Below are 17,166 nucleotides of genomic sequence, written 5' to 3'. Positions count from 1 at the left end.
CCTTTGGCAAGGGCAGGGCGCACGTCTGAGGCATCGACTGACAATCACCCCCAGGGCCGCCGCCTACAATGCAGCGGACTTTTCAACCCCATCACGAAAGGCCCCCCTGCGTGCAACCGACCCCCGCCATCTTCAAAGCCTATGACATCCGCGGCATCGTGCCGTCCACCCTGAACGAAGACGTGGCCCTGGGCCTGGGCCGGGCCTTTGGCACCGCAGCACGTGCGGAAGGGCAGACCACCGTGGCGGTGGGGCGCGATGGGCGCCTGTCCGGCCCGGCCATGTCGGCGGCGCTGATCCGGGGGCTGGTGGAGGCGGGCATCGAGGTGATCGACGTGGGCCTAGTCACCACGCCGCTGCTCTACTTTGCGGCCAGCACGCTGTGCTCCAGTGGTATCCAGGTCACCGGCAGCCACAACCCCAAGGACTACAACGGCTTCAAGATGGTGCTGAACGGCCGCGCCATCTATGGCGATGAGATTCAAGGCCTGCGCCGCACCATGGAGCAGGAAAGCTGGCAGCTGGTGGCCGGCGGCTCGGTCCGCCACGTGGATGTGCTGCCCGCGTACCGCGAACGCATTGTGGGTGACGTGAAGCTGGCCCGGCCGCTCAAGATCGTGGTGGACTGCGGCAACGGCATTGCCGGCGCGTCGGCCCCGGCCATCTTCCGTGCGCTGGGCTGCGAGGTGATCGAGCTGTTCTCGGAGGTGGACGGCAACTTCCCCAACCACCACCCCGACCCGAGCAAACCTGAAAACCTGCGTGACCTGATCGACGCCCTGAAGGCCAGCGATGCCGAACTGGGCTTGGCCTTTGACGGCGACGGCGACCGCCTGGGCATTGTGACCAAGGACGGCACCAACATCTTCCCCGACCGCCAGATGATGCTGTTTGCGCAAGACGTGCTTTCGCGCGTGCCCGGCGGCGAGATCATCTTTGACGTGAAGTGCACCCAGCGCCTGGCCCCCGCCATTGCAGCGGCCGGTGGCGTGCCGGTGATGTTCAAGACCGGCCACTCGCTGATCAAGGCGCGCATGAAGGAGACGAATTCTCCGCTGGGTGGCGAGATGAGCGGCCACATCTTCTTCAAGGAGCGCTGGTACGGCTTTGACGACGGCACCTATGCCGGCTGCCGCCTGCTGGAGATCTTGAGCCGCAGCAGCGACCCGAGCGCCGTGCTGAACGCGCTGCCCACCAGTTTTTCGACCCCCGAGTTGAACGTGGCCTGTGCGGAAGGCGAGCCACACCGCCTGACGGCCGAGCTGCAGGCCTTGGCCGCAGAAACCTTTGCCGCGCCCGCCGCCATCAGCAGCATCGACGGCTTGCGCGTGGACTGGCCCGATGGCTTTGGCCTGATCCGCGCCAGCAACACCACCCCCGTGCTGGTGCTGCGCTTTGAGGGCCACACGCCCGAAGCCCTGGCCCGCATCGAGGCCGCCATGCTGGCGCTGCTGCACCGGGTCAAGCCCGACGCCCATGTGGGCGCAGCCAGCCACTGACATTGCCTGCCGCACGCCCGATGCTGTCGCTCTCCACCCCCCTGTGTGTAGCTGCCGCCCAGACGCCGTCGGCGCCGGGCGACTTGGAGCGCAACCTGCAAACGCACCTGGCCTGCGTGCGGGCTGCCGCCCACCAGGGCGTGCAACTGCTGCAGTTCCCGGAGCTGTCGCTCATGGGCTACGAGCCCGCGCTCATGGCAGACCATGTACTGACGGCCGACCATCCCGTGCTGCTGGCCCTGCGCCAGGCCGCCCAAAGCCATGGCATGGCCCTGGTGGTGGGTGCTCCGGCTGAGCCTGCGGAGCAGGGCGCATTGCCCGCCATTGGTGCCTGGCTGCTGGGGCCTGACGGCAGCGTGGCGCTGTACCGCAAGCGCCATCTGCACGACAGCGAAGAGCAATTTGCCAGCGCGGGCACGGACGACGCGCAGGTGCAACTGGTGGCCGGCGAGCCCACGGCACTGGCCGTGTGCGCCGACATCACCCATCCCGAGCATGCCCAGGCGGCCCGCGGGGCGGGCGCGGCCCTGTATGCGGCGGGCGTGCTGATCTCCGAAAAGGCCTATGCGGCCGAATCGGCCATGCTGGAAGGCTACGCGCGCGACCACGACATGGCGGTGCTTGCCGCCAACTACAGCGGCACGTCCGGTGGCTACGTGAGTGCGGGGCGCAGCGCCTTCTGGGCGCCCGGTGGCCGCTGTGTGGTGGCTGCGCCGGGTGACGCGCCCTGCATCGTCTGGGCACAGCGCAGCGACAGCGGCTGGGCGGGTGGTGTGCTGAGCCTGTCTGTGCCCGCATGAACGCCGCGCGGGCCCTGTATTCGCTGCTGACCTGGAGCGCGCAGCCGCTGCTGCGCCGCAAGCTGCGCCGCCGTGCGGTGGCCGAGCCGGGCTACGCCTACGCGGTGGGAGAGCGCTTTGGCCGCTACCCGGCCCCCATCGACAGCCTGATGCCCCACAGCAGCACCGACCCGCTGGGGCGGTTTGTGTGGGTGCATGCCGTGTCGCTGGGCGAAACCCGGGCCGCCGCCATCTTGCTGGCCCAGTTGCGTGAACAGCTGCCAGGCATGCGCCTGTTGCTCACCCACGGCACCGCCACAGGGCGGGCCGAGGGCGAAAAGCTGCTGCTGCCGGGCGATGTGCAGGTGTGGCAGCCCTGGGACACGCCGGGCGCCGTGGGTCGGTTTTTGCGCAAGTTCTGCCCGGCCATCGGCATCCTGATGGAAACCGAGGTGTGGCCCAACCTGGTGGCGGGCTGCCGGCAGCGGCGCATTCCGCTGGTGCTGGCCAATGCGCGCTTCAACGAGATATCGCTGCGCAAGGCGCAGCGCCTGTCAGCCCTGGCGCGGCCTGCGTATGGCGGCCTGACGGCAGTCTGGGCCCAGACGCAGGAAGACGCCACGCGGCTCGCGGCCATGGGCGCGCCGGTGCGTGGTGTGCTGGGCAACCTCAAGTTTGACGTGGTGCCCGACGCTCAGCTGCTGGAGCGGGGCCGCGAGTGGCGCACCCGCACCGGCCGCCCGGTGGTCTTGCTGGCCAGCAGCCGCGAGGGCGAGGAGGCCATGTGGCTGGAGCAGATCCAGAAAATACGGCAAAAATCGCCTCAAGCGCTAGAGGGTCATGCCTTGGCAGCTATCAATAGTGAAGCATCTGGCGGTGATCTTTCCCCCGTGCAATGGCTCATCGTGCCGCGCCACCCGCAGCGGTTTGACGAGGTCCACCAGCTGCTGCAGCGGGCCGGCCTGTCGGTGTCGCGCCGCAGCACCTGGGCTGCGGCACCTGCGGCCGCTGACGTCTGGCTGGGGGACTCGATCGGCGAAATGGTGTTGTATTACGGCCTGGCCGATGTGGCCTTGCTGGGCGGGAGCTTCGCCCCACTGGGCGGCCAGAACCTGATCGAGGCCGCTGCCTGCGGTTGCCCCGTGGTGCTGGGCCCGCACACCTTCAACTTTGCCGAGGCGGCCGAACTGGCGTGCGCGGCGGGGGCAGCACAGCGGGTGCCCGACCTCGCACAAGGAATGGCACAGGCTGCAGCGCTGGCGGGGGACGCCCGCGCCCACGAACAGGCCAGCGAGCGGGCCACCCGGTTTGCCGCCACGCACCGAGGGGCTGCGCAGGCCACGGCGCGTGCGATTGTGGCACTGGTGCAGCCTGAGGGCGGCCTGCACTAGGCCTCAGCAATTCATGCACGGGATGCACCCCGGCGCGGGGTGCAAGGACCAATTACTTGGCCAGCAGTGCGTTGACCGCTTCGATGTCCTGCTGCGACAGCGTGCCTGCCGCCTGGCGCAGCTTGAGCCCGCCCAGCAGCACGTTGTAGCGGGCCTGGGCCAGGTCACGTTTGGTCTGGTAGAGCTGGCTTTGGGCGTTGAGCACGTCGATGTTGATGCGCACACCCACCTGGTAGCCCAGCTTGTTGGCGTCCAGCGCGCTCTGGCTGGAGGCTTCGGCCGCTTCCAGGGCCTGCACCTGGCCCTGGCCAGACTGCACACCGTAGAACGCGGCGCGCGTGGCCTGGGCCACATTGCGGCGGGCGGTTTCGAGGTCGGCCTCGGCCTTGGTTTCGAGGGCCAGGGTTTCCTTCACGCGGTTTTGCACGGCAAAGCCTGCAAACAGGGGGAGGTTCAGTGCCACGCCCACGCTGGCGGCATTGCTGCGGGCCGTGACGCCGGGCGAGGTGATGGTGCCGTGCAGGTTGCGCGTGACGTTGTAGCCCGCCTGCAGGTCCACCGTGGGCAGGTGACCGGTTTCGGCTTTTTTGGTCTCCAGCCGCGCAATGTCCAGCGCAATGGCGGCCTGGCGCACGCCGGGCTGCTGGTCGCGGGCGGTGTCCACCCAGGTGGCAAGGTTGTCCGGCACTACGCCGGGCAGTTGCACCGGCAGTGCCAGGGGCTGCGGCTTGGTGCCGGCGATGCCGACCAGCTGGTCCAGCGCCAGGCGCTTGACGCGCAGATCGTTCTCGGCGGCGATCTCCTGGGCAATCACCAGGTCGTAGCGGGCCTGGGCTTCACGCGAATCGGTCACCGTGGTGGTGCCGACCTCGAAATTGCGCTTGGCGGCGGCCAGTTGCTCGGACACGGCGGCCTTCTGGGCCTGCACAAAGGTGAGGGTGTCTTGCGCAGCCAGCACGTCGAAGTAGGCCTGGCTCACCCGCACCAGCAGGTCTTGGGTGGCGGCATCCAGCTGGGCCTGGGCCACGTCCACGCCGCGTTGGCCTTGTTCCAGCGTGATGCGATTGGCAGGCCGGTACAGCGGCTGGGAGGCATTGACCCCCACGGTCTGTGCCGTGCCGGTGTTCTCGATCTTGGGTTTGCTCAGCTCCACGTTGGAGCGGGTGAGGCCCCCGGTGAGTGCGGCGGAAGGCAGCAGGCCGGCGCGGGCCTGGTCGGCCTTGCGGGCTGCGGCGTCCAGTTGCGCACGCGCCGACTGCCAGGCCGTGTCATAGGTGCGGGCCGATTCCACCAGTTGCAGCAGGCTTTGGGCCTGGGCTGGCGCACACAGCGCTGCGCCCAGCGCCAGGGGCAGGATGGACAGGGACAGGGGCCTAAACGGTGTCATTGGGGGGTCCTTCGGAAGAGTCTGCGAATCGAATCGGGGTGAGCAGCGGCGGGCAGCACTGGGGCATGGGTGCGGCAAGTGCGGTCCATCAACAACGGTCCATCAACCACAAAGGGCGTCAGTAGCGCGGCACCGCCGGATCGCTTTCGTGCGACCAGGCGTCAATACCGCCGGTGATGTTGGCCAGATGCTCGAACCCGTGGTGCTGCAAGAACGAGGCCACGCGCAGGCTGCGGGCGCCGTGGTGGCACAGGCAGGCAATAGGGCGTTGCGCCTGGCGGGCGGGCTCCAGCTCGGCCAGCCGCGCGGGCAACTCGCCCATGGGGATGGCCACCAGCTCAAACCCGTCGGCGCGCACGCTGGCGGTCTGCAGCTCCCAGGGCTCACGCACGTCCAGCACCAGGGGCTGGCTGCCTTCAGGTGCAGCGGCAAACCAGGCAGACAGCTGGGCGGGGCGGACGTGATCGATCATGCAAAACTCCGAAGGCAACCGAAGGGCAGGGGGTCAGAACGTGAAGCCAGAGGGCTCGGGGAAGTTCACCAGGCGCGGCGCGATGGTGTCCCAGGGCGATGTGGTCTCAAAGCGGTCGCCGGTGCGGCGGGTCAGGGTGAAACGCATCACGGGCTCGCCACCCACGATGGCGCCCAGGCGGCCCCCATCGCGCAGCAGGGGCAGCAGGTGGCTGGGCACCTCGGCCACGGAGCCGCTGAGCACAATCACGTCGAACGGGCCGTCAGGGATGGCATCGCGGGCACCGTCGCCCTGGCGCACGTCGGCGTTCTGCACGCCCGCATCGCGCAGGTTCTCGCGGGCCATTTCAGCCAGCTCGGGGTGGATTTCGAGGGACACCACACGTTCGGCACGGGCGGCCAGCAGGGCGGCCATGTAGCCCGAGCCGGCGCCGATTTCGAGCACGCGGTCGGTGGGCAAAATGCGCAGGTCTTGCAGGATGCGCGCTTCCACGCGGGGCTGCAGCATGCTGTGGCCTTTGCGCACGGCTTCTTCAGCGTCATTGCCCAGCAGGGGGACTTCAATGTCCATGAAGGCCATGCTGCGGTAGGCCGGGGGCACAAAGTCTTCGCGGCGCACCACGGCCAGCAGGTCCAGCACGTCGGCATCGAGCACGTTCCAGGGGCGGATCTGCTGCTCGATCATGTTGTAGCGGGCCTGGGCGATGGGATCGCTGATGTTGGCGGACGTGTTCAGGGGCAGGTTCATGGGATTTCTCCGTGGGGCAGATGCAAGGCCGATCGGGGCGATCAGGACAAACCTTCGATTTTAGGCGCTGCCGGGGCGCGTCCCATCTTGCGAAGCGCCCACTGGGCCAAGTCATCCATGTAGCAATACACCACCGGCACCACCACCAGGGTCAACAGGGAGGAAGTAATCACGCCGCCAATCACCGCCTGGCCCATGGGCGCGCGCTGTTCCGAGCCTTCGGACAGCGCAAACGCCAGGGGCACCATGCCGAAGATCATGGCCAGCGTGGTCATGAGGATGGGGCGCAGCCGCACCCGGGCGGCCAGCAGCAGGGCATCGGCGCGGGGCAAGCCGGGCACGGTCTGGCCCTGGTCGTTCACGTGCTCCTCGCGGGCGCGGATCGCAAAGTCCACAAGCAAGATGGCGTTCTTGGTCACCAGGCCCATCAGCATCACCACGCCAATGATGGAGAACATCGACAGCGTGGAGCGGAACATCAGCAGCGCCAGCACCACACCGATCAGCGTGAGCGGCAGCGACGTCATGAGCGCGAGCGGCTGCAAAAAGCTCTTGAACTGGCTCGCCAGGATCATGTAGATGAAGATGATGGCCATGGCCAGTGCCGAGATGGCGTAGCCAAACGATTCGGCCATGTTCTTGGTGGAGCCGCCAAACTGGTAGCGGTAACCCGGCGGGAAGGTCACGGTCTCCAGCGCCTTCTTGATGTCGTTCGACACTTCACCGGCCGAGCGCTGGGACACGTTGGCGTTCACCGCCACTTCGCGGGTCAGGTCGCGGCGGTTGATCTGGTTGGCGCCGGTGGATTCGGTGACGCTGGCGACCTGGTTCAGGCGCACGATGCGAGTCGTACCGTCGGTGGCGGCCAGGGCAAAGGGCAGGCGCTCCAGGTCGGCCGGGGTGGTGCGCGCCTCGGGCGCCAGGCGCACATTCACGTCATAGGTCTGGTCGTCGGGCGCACGCCAGTTGCCCACCGTGGTGCCTGCCACCAGCGTGCGCAGCGAGGCCGCCATGGGCGCCACCGACAGGCCCAGGTCCGACGCCACTTCACGCTTCACATCCAGCGCAATCACGGGCTTGTCAGGCTTGGCGCTGGTGTCAAGGTCCACGAGGCCGGGGATGTCGCGGATCTTCTCGGTGACGATTTTGGTCAGGCGCTCCAGTTCGCGCAGGTCGGGCCCCTGCAGCGAGAACTCCACCTGCTTCTGGCCGCCCACCGCGTCCAGCAGGCCCACATGGGTCACGGTGATGCCGGGCACGGTCTTGAGGCGCTCGCGCAGCACGTCGGACATCTGGTCCACGCTGCGGCTGCGGTCCTTGCGGTCTACCAGCCGCACGTAGATGCTGGCGTACATCTTGCCCTGGGCGTTGCCGGTGTTGATGGTGGCCAGCGTGTAGCGCACTTCCGGCATCTCGCGCAGGATGCCTTCCACCTGCTTGGCCTTGGACTCGGTGGCCTCGAGCGACGAACCCACGGGGGTGTAGAAATTGAGGGAGGTCTCTGAAAAGTCGGCCTTGGGCACAAACTCGGTGCCCAGCAGCGGCACCATGACCACGCTCAGCACGAACACCGCCAGGGCGATGACCATGGTGGCCAGCTTGTGCACCAGCGACCACCGCAGGATGTGCTGATAGCCCTCTGCCAGCGCATCGGTGGCGCGGTCAAACCAGCCGGTGACGCGGCCAATGGTCTTGTCGTAGAAGGTGACGGGCGCCGTCTTTTGGCCGTGCGCATGGATGCTCGGGTCGTGCCAGATGCTCGACAGCATCGGGTCGAGCGTGAAGCTCACAAACATCGAAATCATCACCGCCGCGACGATGGTGATGCCGAACTCGTGGAAGAACTTGCCGATGATGCCGCCCATGAAGCCGATGGGCATGAACACTGCCACGATGGACAGCGTGGTGGCCAGCACCGCCAGGCCGATCTCCTGCGTGCCGTCCATGGCGGCCGCGTAGGCGCCTTTGCCCATCTGCACGTGGCGCACGATGTTTTCGCGCACCACGATGGCATCGTCGATCAGCAGCCCCACGCACAGGCTCAGCGCCATGAGCGTGATCATGTTGATGGTGAAGCCAAACATGTTCATGAACAGGAACGTGCCGATCAGCGCGATGGGCAGCGTCAACCCGGTGATCACGGTGGAGCGCCAGGAGTTCAGGAACAGAAAGACGATGAGCACCGTGAGGATGGCCCCCTCGATCAGCGTCTGGCGCACGTTGTTGACCGCCACGCGGATCGGGCGGGCGCTATCGCCAATGGTTTCGAGCCGCACCCCGGGTGGCAGCTGGTTCTTCAGTTCCACCACGGCGGCGTTCAGGCCATCGACCACCTCAATGGTGTTCTCGCCCTGCGACTTTTGCACCGACAGCAGCAGCGTGCGCTGGCCGTTGTAGAGCGCCAGGCTTTCCACTTCCTGCGCGCCGTCGTTGACGCGGGCCACCTGGTCCAGGCGCACGGGCGCCCCGTTCTTGCGGGCCACGATGATCTTGCCGAAATCCTCGGGCCGCTCCATGCGCGCGTCGATCTGCACCACACGCTCCTGCGCCAGCGAGCGGATCGCACCCACGGGCAGGTCCTGGTTCTCGTTGCGCACGGCATTGGCCACCTGGTCGGGGGTCACGCCAAAGGCTTCCAGGGCCTGCGGGTTGAGGTAGATGTTGATTTCGCGCTTGGTCGCACCCACCAGGTTCACCGCGCCCACGCCGCGCACGTTTTCCAGGCGCTTCTTTAGGATCTGCTCGGCCCAGGTGGTCAGTTCCACCGCGCTGCGACCCGATTTTTCGTCGGGCAACACGGCCAGCGACCATACGGCGCGGCTGGCGGGGTCAAAACGCAGCACGCGTGGCTCCTTGACCTCGGTGCGCAGCAAGGGGCGCACGGTGGCGACCTTTTCGCGCACATCCTCGGCGGCCTTGCGGCCGTCGATGTGGAGCTGGAACTCGATGATGACAACCGCCGTGCCCTCGTAGCTGCGCGAGGTGAGGGCGTTGATGCCCGCAATCGAGTTGACACCTTCCTCGATCTTCTTGGTGACCTCGCTCTCGACGATTTCAGGCGACGCACCGGGGTAGTCCACGGTGACCACCACCACCGGGAAGTCGATGTTGGGAAACTGATCGACCTTGAGGCGCTGGTACGAGAACAGGCCCAGCACGACGATGGCGAGCATCACCATCGTGGCGAACACGGGGTTTTTAAGACTGACTTTGGTGAACCACATGGCGCGTCAGCTGGTCAGGGCGCAGTGCGCGAGGCGGGAGCGGCTTGTGGCGCAGCAGCTGCCGCCGCCACGGGCGTGCCCTCGCGCAGCGAACCCATGCGGCCTGCAATGACCGTCGTGCCCACGGGTACGCCGTCCACCGCGACCAGGGTCTGCCCATTGACCACGGCGCGCGCTCCCGTCTGTACCGGCGCATAGGCCACGCGGCCCTCCTTGATCGTCTGGAGGTAGGGTGCCGGTTTGTCGGTGCGCACGGCATCCAATGGAACGGTCAGTACCTGCGCACTGCCCGTGGCCAGAAGGCCTTGCACAAACAGGCCCTGGCGCAGGCTGGCGTTGTGGGGGGCCTGGTCCACCCGCAAATAGACTGGCACGGTGCGGCTGCCCGCCTGGGCGCTGGGGTTGATGCGCACGACGGTGGCTTGTACCGGCGCCGAGGCGCCTTCGACCGTGAGCTGGGCCTTCTGACCCACACGCACGCCGACGGAGTCAGCCGGGGTGAGCAGGGCTTCGAGTTCCAGGCGGGAGAGGTCCACCACTTCGATGATGCGGGCGTCGATGGGCACCCGCTCTCCCGGCTGGGCCAGCCGCTGCGCCACCAGGCCGCTGATGGGGCTTTTGAGGACGGTGTCTTCCAGCGCCTTGCGGGCGACATCGGCGGCCGATACGGCGGCCTGGTAGCTGGATTGGGCCGCTTCCAGGCTGGCTTGCGAGGTGACCAGCGCCGTGGCAGAGATAAAGCCCTGGTCTACCAGTGCACGGTTGTTGTTGTACTGCCGCTGGTTGATGTCCACCTGCGATTTGGCTGCATCGGCCTGCTGCTGGGCCTGGCGCAGGCGTGCACGGGCTTCGGTCGGGTCGATGCGTGCCACTTCCTGTCCCGCCTTGACGCTGTCGCCTTCGCGCAAAGTCAGGCCCTGCAGCTCGCCGGCCACGCGTGCCTTGACCATGGCCGAGTCCACGGCACGCAACGAGCCTGATACCGGTACCCCCAGCGAGAGTTGGGACGATTGCACGGTGATCACTTCGTCGGCCGCCAGCTGCAGCGGTGCCTCGGCCCGTTGTGTGGACGCCTCGGCCAAAGCCTTTTGCTGCGCCTGCCGCGCCGCCATGGCACGCCAGACACCGCCACCGAGCAGCACGACAACGACGGCCGCAGCCATCCAGGGAATCCAGCGTTTCATGGTCAGGGTGTGCGCGAGCGCGCGAAAGAAGGGGGAGGGGACGGCTTGTCAGACAGCAATGTGCCTGCTGCGCCGGAAGCTGCAGGCGCCTCCGGGCGCACACACAGGCCGTGCAGGATGTTGTCGATCTGCGTCTCGATGTATTGCTCAGGTGTCAGCTCCTGGGCATCAGGCACGCAGGCGCCCACAGAGTGCTTCCACATCATGAGGAAGATCATGGGGGCCAGCACCAGGTACACGGCGTAGTCGAGGTTCACGGGGCGGAATTCGCCCCGCGCAATGCCACGCTCCAGGATGCGGCGAATCAGCGCCTGGCCGGGCAGGATGACTTCGTGCTGGTAGAACTGCGCGATCTCGGGGAAGTTCTGCGCCTCGCTGAGCATGAGCTTGGTAATGCCTGAGGCCTTGGTGCACCCGATGCGTTCCCACCAGACCTGGTAGCAATAGCGCAGGACCTCGCTGGTGGTTCCCACAAAGGTCTCCAGCTCGCTGTTCCACTCGGCAAAGCGGCCGGCGATGTTTTCGCGCACCACCGCCTTGAAGAGCTCTTCCTTGCTGGGGAAGTACAGAAACAGCGTGCCCTTGGATACCCCTGCGCGCGCCGCCACCTCATCCACCCGTGTGGCGGCAAACCCCTTCTCGACAAACAGGTCGAGGGCAGCCTCCAGCAGCTCTCCCGGGCGGGCTTCCTTGCGGCGCTCGCGTTTGGTGCTGGTCGTGGCAGAGGAGGGTGGGGGGGGAGTGGTCAAACCGGCTATTTTTAATGACTGACTGGTTAGTAATGTAGCCAGTGCCTGTGGGCGCGTCAATGCGGCCTTGTCACATGCCGCCAAAAAGCGCGCCGTTTCGCATTGCTGCGGTGCACATCTCTCCTTGCTGGCACGGTGGTTGCGTGCACTCGGTGCAGTGCACCGGTGCCGCAAATGTCTGCAGCAAGACAAATTTCGCTCCTAAATGTCTTATTGACAGGACATTAGAACTATTCCTAATATGACCTCCATGCCGTCCAACAACCTGCCGCTCCCCAAGTACCACCAGATCTATCTGGTGCTGCGGGAGCAGTTGCAAGAGGGTCGGTTTGCCGATGGTCTGCCGGGCGAACTGGCGCTGATGCGGCAGTTCGCGGTGGCGCGTGTCACGGTGCGCCGGGCGCTGGAGCTGCTGGAAGGTGAGGGCATGATCTCCCGCGAGCCCGGCCGGGGCACCCGCCCTGTGCCACCCGCCCCAGCTACCGCCAACGGCGCGGGCGGCGAGGGCGAGAGCAGCCGCGCGCATCTCACGGGTCTGCTGGAGAACCTGGTCAGCATGGGCCTGCGCACCTCCGTCAAGGTGCTGGATGTGGACACAGTCACAGCATCGCGTGCCGTGGCCGGCGCGCTGAACATCGCGGTGGGCGACGCCGTACAAAAGGCGGTCCGGGTGCGGAGCACCAAAGAGGGGCCGCTGTCGCACATCACCACCTATGTGCCCGCCGACATTGCCCGCCAGTTCGGACGGCGCGAGCTGGCGCGCAAGCCCATCCTGGTGCTGCTCGAAGAGTCGGGCGTCAAGGTGGGTCGCGCGCACCAAACCATCTCGGCCAAGCTGGCTGACGCTGTCGTGGCCCGCCACCTGGATGTCTCGGTGGGCTCGGCACTGCTGGCTGTGCGCCGTCTCATCTATGACGACCAGGAGCGCCCTGTGCAGTGGCTGCACGGCCTCTACCGGCCGGACCGCTACGAATACGAAATGCAGCTGTCCCGTGTGGGCAGCATCGACGCCAAGGTCTGGGTCAGCAAAGAGCTGTCGGCCCAGTTCCACTGAATCCGTTCCTCCAACCTCAACCCGACCCACCTGCCAGGAGAATGCCCATGAGTACTCGCCGCCATTTCATGTCCCAGTCGGCTGCCGCCGCGTCGGCGCTGGCCTTCCCACTGGTGGGCGGGGCGCAGGCCAAGTCCGTCAAGGTGGGGGTGCTGCACCCGGTGACCGGCGCACTGGCCTATTCGGGCCAGCAATGCCGCGAAGGCGCGATGATGGCCATTGAAGACATCAACAAGGCTGGTGGCATCAAGGCCCTGGGCGGCGCCAAGCTCGAAGTCCTGCTGGGCGATGCGCAGTCACAGCCTCAGGCCGGTGCCGCCGAGGTCGAGAAGATGAATGAAGCGGGCGTGTCCGCCGTGGTGGGGGCGTTTGCCTCGGCCATCTGCCTGGCCACCACGCAGGCCGCTGCCAAGTACAACCTGCCGCACATCGTGGATGTGGGCGTGGCCGACCAGATCGTGGAGCGCGGCCTCAAGAACACCTTCCGCTTTGGCCCCGGCTACAAGAAGTGCGCCGAGACCGCCGTGGCCAACCTGCATGTGCTGAACACGGCGGCAGGCAAGCCCGCCAAAACAGTGATGATCATCCATGAAGAATCGCTGTTTGGCACCGGCACTGCACAGCTGCTAGCGCGTGAGCTGCCCGGCTACGGCTATGAGGTCAAGGAAGTCGTCAAGCACGCCAACCCCACGCGCGACTTCAACAACATCGTGCTGCGCATGAAGGCGATCAACCCTGACATCGTCATCCCCGCCAACTATTACAACGAGTACGCGCTGCTGGTGCGCACCATGCAGCAGCAAAAGGTCACGCCCAAGGCGATCTACTCGGTGTTGGGTGGGGCGGCGTCGAGCTACAAGTTCGTCAAGGAGTTTCCGGACGCTGCCAACGGCATCATCGACTGCAACCACTGGTTCAACCCCAAGGACAAGCGCGCGCAGGACCTGAAGAAGCGGGTCGAGGCCAAGGGCCTGTTCTTCAGCTACGAGCTGTTCATGACCTACACCTCGATGTGGCTGCTGGCCGATGCGCTGGAGCGCGCCAAGTCAATGGACCGTGCCGCCCTCATCGACGCACTGGAAAAGAGCACCTTTGCCGATCACATCATGCCGTACGGCCCGACCAAATTCGTCAATGGACAGAACCAGGGTGCCCAGCCGCTCATGACCCAGGTGCTGAACAAGGACATCAAGGTCATCATCCCGCGCGACTATCGCGAAGCGGACCCGCTCTTCCCGCTGAAGGCCTGACACCCACCACTTTTCGGCCCTGAATGCAGGGGCTGCGGGGCGATCCCACGCGGAGCGCCAGGCCGCGCCTTTGCCTGAACGCCGGACTCCACACCCATGTTCGAGCTCAGCATCCTCTTTCCCTCCCTCCTGAACGGCCTGACGACGGGCGCGGTCTATGCCCTGATCGCCCTCGGGCTCACGCTGATCTACGGCGTGCTGCACATCATCAACTTCGCGCATGGCGCGTCGCTGATGTTGGCGCTGTACGCCGTGTACCTGCTCAAGCAGCACTTCGGGCTCGACCCCTACCTGGCGCTGCCCATCCTGGTGCCTGGCATGTTCGCCCTGGGCTATGGCCTGCAGCGCCTGGTGATCAACCGCGCCAGCCACGGCAAGGACGAGAACATCCTGCTGGTCACGCTGGGCATCTCCATCGTGATGGAGAACCTCGCCCTGTTGTTCTTCAAGTCCGACACGCGCACCATCGAAACGGCCTACACGCTGACCACCGTCGCTGTAGGCCCCGCCATGATTGCGCTCCCGAAGCTGGTGGCCTTTGCCGGGGCGCTGGTGGTGTCGGGCGTCTTGCTCTGGATCGTCGGCAAGACGGACCTGGGCCGCGCCATCCGTGCTGTGGCCAAGGAAAAGCATGGCGCCAAGCTCATGGGCATCAACGTGGACCACGTGTACGCGATGAGCTTTGGCATCGGCCTGGCTTGCCTGGGGGCGGCCGCGTGTTTTCTGCTGCCGGCTTACTACGTGAATCCACAGGTGGGCAGCGGCTTTGTGCTGGTGGCTTTCACCATCGTGGTGCTGGGCGGCATGGGCAGCTTTAGTGGCGCGCTGGTGGGAGGGCTGCTGATTGGGGTGGTGGAGTCGCTGGGCGGCCTGTATCTGGGCGAATCGCTGGGGCAGATCGGCATCTTTGCCATCTTCATCGCGGTGTTGCTGTTCCGCCCGCAGGGCTTGTTTGGAGCCAAGGCATGAAGCAACTCTGGACCATTGGAATGTTCGCGGCCATCGTGGCGGCCGTGACGGGCGTGTCGGACTCCGGCGTGCTGCTCAACTTCGTGATGATGGCGCTCTACGCTGCCTTGCTGGCCCAGGCATGGAACATCCTGGGCGGCTTTGGCGGGCAGTTCTCGTTCGGCCATGCACTGTTCTTTGGCACGGGAGCGTACATCCAGGCCATTGCGCAGATGCAAGGCGGCATCAACCCTTGGGTGGCTATGCCCATGGCCGTGGCGGGCAGTGCGCTGGTGGGGTTGTTCGTGGGCGGGCTGTCGTTCCGCTACGGGCTCAAGGGTTCGTACTTTGCGCTGGTCACGCTGGCCTTTGCCGAGGTGTTCCGCATCCTGGCGCTGTCGGTGCCGTTCACCGGGGCGGGTGTGGGCCTGATGCTGCCGCTCAAGGAGTCGCTGGGCAACATGCAGTTCGGATCGCGCAAGGGCTATGTGTTTCTCATCCTGGCGCTGGTCACGCTGGCGCTGCTCGTGAGCTGGTGGCTCAAGAACTCACGCTTTGGCGCCTGGCTGCAGGCCGTGCGCGACAACGAAGACGCGGCGCGCGCCATTGGCGTGAATCCTTTCAACGTGAAGATGGGCGCCATCGCACTGTCGGGCGGTTTCATGGGCGCAGCCGGTGCGTTTTATGTGCAGGTGTTCCAGTACATCGACCCGGGCATTGCCTACGGCTCCGTCACGTCGGTGGAAGCCCTGGTGGCCGCCATCGTGGGCGGCATCGGCACCGTTTGGGGGCCCGTGCTGGGCGCCCTGGTGCTGCACATCCTGGCCGACATCACGCGCAACCTGTTCGGGCAGCTGCCGGGCATCAACATGGTGATCTACGGCGTGGTGCTGGTGCTCATCGTGATGTTCCTGCCGCGTGGTATCGCAGGCATTGGGCAGTCGGTGGTGGCGATGTGGAAACGTTCGGGAGGCCGCCATGGCCAATGACCTGTTGCAGCTCAGTGGCCTGAGCAAATCCTTCGGCGGCCTGAAAGCCGTGCAAAACGTGAGCCTGGCGGTGCCAGAAGGTTCTTTAACGGCGCTGATCGGACCCAATGGCGCAGGCAAGACCACGCTGTTTGCACTGATGTCGGGCTTTGTACGGCCCGACGCAGGCACGGTGCGCTTCGCAGGCCAGGACATCACCGGTCAGGCGCCCCATCTCAATGCCCGGCTGGGCATGACGCGCACCTTCCAGATCGTGCAGCCGTTTGCGGCACAAACCGTGCGTGAAAACATTGCCGTGGGCGCGCACCTGAAGGAGCCCAACCGCCGCGCGGCGCTGGCATTGGCGAGCGACGTGGCCGCCCGCGTGGGCCTTTCGCCCCAGCTGGACAAGCCTGCAGCCGACCTCACGGTGGCGGGCCGCAAGCGGCTGGAGCTGGCGCGCGCGCTGGCGACACAACCGCGCCTGCTGCTGCTCGATGAAGTGCTGGCGGGCCTCAACCCCCAGGAGATTGCCGAGATGATTCCCGTGGTGCGCGGCATCGCCGATGGTGGCGTGACCGTGTTGATGATCGAGCACGTGATGCAGGCCGTGATGAACCTGGCCGAGCATGTGTGGGTGCTGGCGCAGGGCCAGTTGATTGCCGAGGGCAGCCCGGGCGTGGTGACGTCCGACGAGCGCGTGATCGAGGCCTACCTGGGCCACGGCACGGCGGCGCGCCTGCGTGCCGCTGCAGCGAAGGAGGCCGCATGAGCAGCGCCGTCCCATCGTCCGCATCCAGCCCCTTGCTCAGCGTGGCGGGCTTGCGCGGCGGCTACGGCCGCGTCGAGGTCCTGCGGGGTGTGGACCTGCAGGTCCAGCCCGGCGAGACCGTGGCCCTGCTGGGCAGCAACGGTGCGGGCAAATCCACCTTCAACAACGTCGTGTGTGGCATTTATAAGGCCTGGGACGGTACTGTCGCTTTTGGTGGCGCGGACCTGAGCGGCGCGCACTACACCGAGGTCGTCAAGGCCGGGCTGATCCAGGTGCCCGAAGGGCGCAAGATTTTCCCGAACCTCAGCGTGCTCGAAAACCTCTCGCTGGGCAGCTTCACCCGCGCGCGGGAGCGCCGGGCCGACAACATCGACAAGGTGTTTGCCACCTTTCCGCGCCTGAAGGAGCGCACCACCCAGCTCGCGGGCACCATGAGCGGCGGCGAGCAGCAGATGCTGGCCATTGGCCGGGGCCTGATGGCCGAACCCCGTCTGCTGATCCTGGATGAGCCATCTTTGGGCCTGTCGCCCCTGCTGGTCGAGGAGATGTTCGGCCTGATTCGCCAGCTGCGTGCCACCGGGCTGGCGGTGTTGCTGGTCGAGCAGAACGTGGGCCAGTCGCTGGAGATTGCGGACCGTGCCTACGTGATGGAAAACGGCAGCATTCGCTTTTCTGGCGCGCCCGACGAACTGCTGCGCAGCGACGACCTGCGCCGCGCCTATCTGGGCCTTTGAATCCCATG

15 protein-coding genes are annotated in these 17,166 nt (G+C 66.2%); 9 read left to right on the top strand and 6 right to left on the bottom strand.

Annotated elements, in window-relative coordinates; all coding sequences use genetic code 11:
- Positions 1-110 precede the first annotated feature (110 nt).
- Genes AC07X4_RS00195 through AC07X4_RS00185 form a run of 3 tightly spaced genes read left to right on the top strand, consistent with a single transcriptional unit; the run spans position 111 to position 3,669 of the window.
- Positions 111-1,499, top strand: coding sequence for a phosphomannomutase/phosphoglucomutase (locus AC07X4_RS00195; protein ID WP_056744767.1), 1,389 nt, complete (start codon positions 111-113; stop codon positions 1,497-1,499).
- 20 nt (positions 1,500-1,519) lie between these two features.
- On the top strand, positions 1,520-2,299 hold the full coding sequence (locus AC07X4_RS00190) for a carbon-nitrogen hydrolase family protein (RefSeq protein ID WP_494738867.1): 780 nt from the start codon (positions 1,520-1,522) through the stop codon (positions 2,297-2,299).
- Positions 2,296-3,669: a 3-deoxy-D-manno-octulosonic acid transferase gene (locus tag AC07X4_RS00185; protein WP_494738866.1), complete on the top strand. Its 1,374-nt coding sequence runs from the start codon at positions 2,296-2,298 to the stop codon at positions 3,667-3,669. The genes AC07X4_RS00190 and AC07X4_RS00185 overlap by 4 nt, the downstream gene beginning before the upstream one ends.
- A gap of 52 nt (positions 3,670-3,721) precedes the next feature.
- Here AC07X4_RS00185 and AC07X4_RS00180 read toward each other — a convergent pair whose 3' ends face one another.
- The 6 genes from AC07X4_RS00180 to AC07X4_RS00155 form a co-directional block, all read right to left on the bottom strand.
- On the bottom strand, positions 3,722-5,056 hold the full coding sequence (locus AC07X4_RS00180) for a TolC family outer membrane protein (protein ID WP_099730303.1): 1,335 nt from the start codon (positions 5,054-5,056) through the stop codon (positions 3,722-3,724).
- A 118-nt stretch (positions 5,057-5,174) separates the two neighbouring features.
- Positions 5,175-5,528 (bottom strand): rhodanese-like domain-containing protein, encoded by a 354-nt coding sequence (locus AC07X4_RS00175; protein ID WP_055401749.1) that lies wholly within the window; start codon positions 5,526-5,528, stop codon positions 5,175-5,177.
- Positions 5,529-5,561: 33 nt separating this feature from the next.
- Positions 5,562-6,275, bottom strand: coding sequence for a protein-L-isoaspartate O-methyltransferase family protein (locus AC07X4_RS00170; protein ID WP_099730302.1), 714 nt, complete (start codon positions 6,273-6,275; stop codon positions 5,562-5,564).
- 41 nt (positions 6,276-6,316) lie between these two features.
- Positions 6,317-9,499, bottom strand: coding sequence for an efflux RND transporter permease subunit (locus AC07X4_RS00165; RefSeq protein WP_494738865.1), 3,183 nt, complete (start codon positions 9,497-9,499; stop codon positions 6,317-6,319).
- Between the two features lie 14 nt (positions 9,500-9,513).
- Positions 9,514-10,683: an efflux RND transporter periplasmic adaptor subunit gene (locus AC07X4_RS00160; RefSeq protein ID WP_494738864.1), complete on the bottom strand. Its 1,170-nt coding sequence runs from the start codon at positions 10,681-10,683 to the stop codon at positions 9,514-9,516.
- A gap of 2 nt (positions 10,684-10,685) precedes the next feature.
- Positions 10,686-11,432: a TetR/AcrR family transcriptional regulator gene (locus tag AC07X4_RS00155; RefSeq protein ID WP_395454575.1), complete on the bottom strand. Its 747-nt coding sequence runs from the start codon at positions 11,430-11,432 to the stop codon at positions 10,686-10,688.
- 241 nt (positions 11,433-11,673) lie between these two features.
- Here AC07X4_RS00155 and AC07X4_RS00150 point away from each other — a divergent pair, with 241 nt between their 5' ends.
- From AC07X4_RS00150 to AC07X4_RS00125, 6 genes are all read left to right on the top strand, one after another.
- Positions 11,674-12,486 carry a GntR family transcriptional regulator gene (locus tag AC07X4_RS00150; RefSeq protein ID WP_199170813.1) on the top strand — a complete coding sequence of 271 codons (813 nt, stop codon included), beginning with the start codon at positions 11,674-11,676 and terminating at the stop codon, positions 12,484-12,486.
- A gap of 47 nt (positions 12,487-12,533) precedes the next feature.
- Positions 12,534-13,736 carry an ABC transporter substrate-binding protein gene (locus AC07X4_RS00145; protein WP_436075151.1) on the top strand — a complete coding sequence of 401 codons (1,203 nt, stop codon included), beginning with the start codon at positions 12,534-12,536 and terminating at the stop codon, positions 13,734-13,736.
- A gap of 96 nt (positions 13,737-13,832) precedes the next feature.
- The gene (locus AC07X4_RS00140) at positions 13,833-14,705 is read left to right on the top strand and encodes a branched-chain amino acid ABC transporter permease (protein WP_056062878.1); all 873 of its coding nucleotides are present in this window, start codon (positions 13,833-13,835) and stop codon (positions 14,703-14,705) included.
- Positions 14,702-15,673, top strand: coding sequence for a branched-chain amino acid ABC transporter permease (locus tag AC07X4_RS00135; RefSeq protein ID WP_494738863.1), 972 nt, complete (start codon positions 14,702-14,704; stop codon positions 15,671-15,673). The genes AC07X4_RS00140 and AC07X4_RS00135 overlap by 4 nt, the downstream gene beginning before the upstream one ends.
- Complete coding sequence (locus AC07X4_RS00130) at positions 15,663-16,424, top strand: ABC transporter ATP-binding protein (protein ID WP_121942897.1); 762 nt, start codon at positions 15,663-15,665, stop codon at positions 16,422-16,424. Before AC07X4_RS00135 ends, AC07X4_RS00130 begins: the two co-directional genes overlap by 11 nt.
- Complete coding sequence (locus tag AC07X4_RS00125) at positions 16,421-17,158, top strand: ABC transporter ATP-binding protein (RefSeq protein ID WP_056062870.1); 738 nt, start codon at positions 16,421-16,423, stop codon at positions 17,156-17,158. Before AC07X4_RS00130 ends, AC07X4_RS00125 begins: the two co-directional genes overlap by 4 nt.
- The last annotated feature ends 8 nt before the right edge of the window (positions 17,159-17,166 follow it).

It is taken from the genome of Acidovorax sp. GW460-11-11-14-LB4, from assembly GCF_059423685.1.
The sequence above is the reverse complement of the archived record's forward strand: the minus strand, read 5'-3'. Positions and strand labels throughout refer to the sequence as shown.